Genomic DNA, 3,394 nt, shown 5'->3' with positions numbered 1-3,394 from the left:
GCGCCAGACATCATTGCGACAGCAGATGTCGCCATAAGTAGTTTTTTCATTCTAGGTCTCCCAATTGGACAATTTTATCCTGACAGCAAACTAAACAGGCCCTTTCCAAAAGGAAAGTCGGAACGAAAGGTCAATTGGCCGAATGGAGCTTGAATTTCAGTGATTTGTCCCGAGTTTCCGTTGGTTTGACCTCATGCGGCCTCTGCACAGGTTTCGCTTTCCGTCTCCGATGCCATTTATGTTTTCGCAAGCGCGATCACGCTTCACCCTCTTGGGGTGGGTGCTGGCTGCGCCTTCATCTTTTGGTTGAATTTATTTGCCAGCCGATTCAAATTTCAACCTGCGAGGTGCGTGAAGGGACATGAGATGGAAATTGTGGTCGTGATCACGATCCTTGTCGGCTTGTTCGTTGTGATAAGCAAGGACAGCGACAGGCCCGGAACGCGCGCGCGCGACGCGTCTGAAGTAATCCCACCCAAATACCGCCCGGCAGAGCGCAGAAGACGCCCTGTGCCTGTCCCGCCTCAACCCACGCCAAGCCATTCTGCGATCAATGCGCCGGTGTTGTGCGGAAGGCCCTATGTGATCGACGGCGATTCACTGGTCATTCAAAAGGTCGAATTGCGTTTGTTCGGCATTGATGCGCCCGAGTTCAACCATCCCTTTGGCAAGCAGGCAAAATGGGCGCTGCACGGATTGTGCAAGGGCCATGAGGTTCGTGCGGAATGTGTTGAAACCGACAGCCACGGCAGGACCGTCGCCAAGTGTTTTCTGCCTGATGGCCGCGATCTCTCTGCCGAAATGGTCAAACTTGGTTTGGCGATCGACTGGCCAAAGTTCTCGGGTGGTCAATATCGTGAAATGGAGGTGGCTGACGCCCGCAAGAAGATGTGGTTGGCTGATGCGCGCCAGAAGGGGCGGATGCATATCTGGGTCAAATATGAGCAAACCCGACGGCTCAAACGCGCGACCGACAGGGAACAGCCCTAGACAGACAGTCTTGCCGCATGGCTCCCGCGCTCGCGGTAGGGCGTGGTGTCATAATGCGACCGGTAGCATTTGGAGAAATGCGAAGGAGAAGCAAAGCCGCAGGCCAAGGCCACATTGATCACGGTCATATCCGTCTGCATGAGCAGGTTGCGCGCTTTTTGCAGGCGTAATTCCATGTAGTACCGCTTGGGGCTGCGCGACAGATAGCGCCGGAACAGACGTTCCAACTGCCGCGTGGACATGCCCACGTCTTTGGCAAGTGTCGCGGGGCTGATCGGTTCCTCGATGTTTTGTTCCATCATCTGGATGACGCGGCTGAGCTTGGGATGGCGCACGCCGATCCGGGTCGGGATCGACAGGCGCTGCGTGTCCTGGTCGGTCCGGATGGAGGAATAGATCAGGATGTCGGCGACGGCATTGGCAAGGTCTTCGCCGTGTTCGTCCGCGATCAGCTGGATCATCAAGTCAATCGATGATGTGCCGCCAGCGGTCGTGATCCGATTGCCGTCGACAACAAAGACCGATTTGGTCAGTTGAACCTCTTCGAATTCCTCTGCGAAACTGTCCTGGTTTTCCCAGTGGATCGTTGCTTTCTTCCCGTCCAGCAGTCCGGCCTTGGCCATGGCATAGCCAGCGGTACAAAGGCCCGCGACCGTGACGCCGCGCCGCGCTTCGCGGCGGAGCCAGTTCAGTGTGCGCTTTGTCGTGGCCCGTTGGATGTCGATGCCGCCACATAGCATGATCGTATCGTCACGTTCCAACTCATTCAGGTCAGAATCGACACGGAAAGCGCAGCCGTTCGAGCACACGCCGTCCTCGCCACCATCAGAGATGATTTTCCATGTATAAAGCTGCTTGCCCGCCGTTCTATTGGCGATCCGCAGGCTTTCGATCGCGGCTGCAAACGAAAGCATCGTAAAGTCTTGCATCAGCACGAAGACAAAGCGCCGCGGCTTGCCTTTGTGGTCTACTTCAACGATCTGGGGTTCGATTGACATTCATTTGTCCTGAGGGCCGTTATCCGACAAGACACCATCAGGTTATTCTACCACGTTCAAGGGGCAATGTTGCAAAAGCGACCAGTTTCGCGTCATATCGAGCATGGGCTTTTTAGCATTGGCGCGCGCCGTGCTGCGCGTTATACGCCACCTGATATCGCTAACTGATCTTGAAGATGGAGCAGGACAATGACCGAGTGGAAAAAATCTGACTGGCGCAAGAAGCCCCGGGTCCAGATGCCGGACTATACCGACGCCGCAGCGCTTAGCGCTGTAGAGGCGCGGCTTGCCAGCTATCCGCCTTTGGTCTTTGCCGGTGAAGTGCGCAATCTCAAGGCTGAACTGGCTGCTGTCAGCCGTGGTGATGCTTTCCTTCTGCAAGGCGGCGATTGTGCCGAAAGCTTCGCGGAATTCGCCGCAGACAGCATTCGTGACACCTTCAAGGTGCTGCTGCAAATGGCGATGGTGCTGACCTATGGCGCCAAAGTGCCCGTGGTCAAAGTGGGCCGCATGGCGGGCCAGATGGCCAAGCCGCGCTCGGCCCCGACCGAGGTTTTCGACGGTGTCGAACTGCCCAGCTACCGTGGCGACATCATCAACGGGTTCGAGTTTACCCCTGAAAGCCGCATTCCTGATCCAGAGCGCATGTTGCAAGCCTATCTGCAGGCCGCAGCCACGCTGAACCTGCTGCGTGCGTTTTCGACAGGTGGTTTTGCCAACGTGCATCAGGTGCATAAATGGACCCTTGGCTTTACCGACGCCAACGAGGTCAAGAAATACAGCGATATGGCCGAGCGCATCAGCGATACGCTTGATTTCATGCAAGCCGCTGGCCTGACGACCGAGACCAATCACGAATTGCAGACGGTTGATTTCTACACCAGCCACGAAGCACTGCTGCTGGAGTATGAAGAGGCGCTGTGCCGTCTGGATTCGACCTCTGGCAAATGGCTTGCCGGTTCCGGTCACATGATCTGGATCGGCGACCGCACCCGCCAGCCTGACGGGGCGCATGTGGAATTCTGCAAAGGCGTGCAGAACCCGATTGGTCTGAAATGTGGGCCGAGCATGACAACCGGTCACCTCAAGGCCTTGATGGCCTCGTTGAACCCCAACAACGAGCCGGGTCGCCTGACCCTGATCGCGCGCTTTGGTGCGGGCTCTGTGGGCGAACACCTGCCGCGCCTGATCAAGGCGGTGCAGGAAGAGGGGGCCCATGTGGTGTGGACCTGTGACGCGATGCATGGCAACACAATCAAATCTTCGACCGGCTATAAAACCCGTCCGTTCGAAAGCGTGCTGCGCGAGGTCAAGGAATTCTTTGCGGTGCATAACGCCGAAGGCACAATCCCCGGCGGTGTGCATTTTGAAATGACCGGCAAGGATGTGACCGAATGCACCGGCGG

Annotated in this window: 3 protein-coding genes; 2 read left to right on the top strand and 1 reads right to left on the bottom strand. The window is 56.8% G+C overall.

Annotation, left to right across the window (positions count from 1 at the left end):
• The first annotated feature begins 366 nt into the window (after positions 1 to 366).
• The gene (locus NWQ23_RS04095; RefSeq protein ID WP_306164975.1) at positions 367 to 990 is read left to right on the top strand and encodes a thermonuclease family protein; all 624 of its coding nucleotides are present in this window, start codon (positions 367 to 369) and stop codon (positions 988 to 990) included.
• Here NWQ23_RS04095 and NWQ23_RS04090 read toward each other — a convergent pair.
• Positions 987 to 1,988: a GlxA family transcriptional regulator gene (locus NWQ23_RS04090; RefSeq protein ID WP_306164974.1), complete on the bottom strand. Its 1,002-nt coding sequence runs from the start codon at positions 1,986 to 1,988 to the stop codon at positions 987 to 989. The two genes, NWQ23_RS04095 and NWQ23_RS04090, sit on opposite strands and share 4 nt — an antisense overlap.
• 189 nt (positions 1,989 to 2,177) lie before the next feature.
• Here NWQ23_RS04090 and NWQ23_RS04085 point away from each other — a divergent pair.
• On the top strand, positions 2,178 to 3,394 hold a 1,217-nt coding region (locus NWQ23_RS04085), incomplete at its 3' end, for a class II 3-deoxy-7-phosphoheptulonate synthase (RefSeq protein WP_306164973.1).

Source organism: Yoonia sp., from assembly GCF_030731595.1.
Taxonomy (GTDB): Bacteria; Pseudomonadota; Alphaproteobacteria; order Rhodobacterales; family Rhodobacteraceae; genus Yoonia.
Note: the sequence above shows the minus strand (reverse complement) of the source record. Positions and strands in the feature narration are given on the sequence as shown.

Coding starts and splice junctions, on each gene's coding strand:
- NWQ23_RS04090 (WP_306164974.1), bottom strand. CDS start 1,988: ATGTCAATCGAACCCCAGATCGTTGAAGTAGACCACAAAGGCAAGCCG.
- NWQ23_RS04095 (WP_306164975.1), top strand. CDS start 367: ATGGAAATTGTGGTCGTGATCACGATCCTTGTCGGCTTGTTCGTTGTG.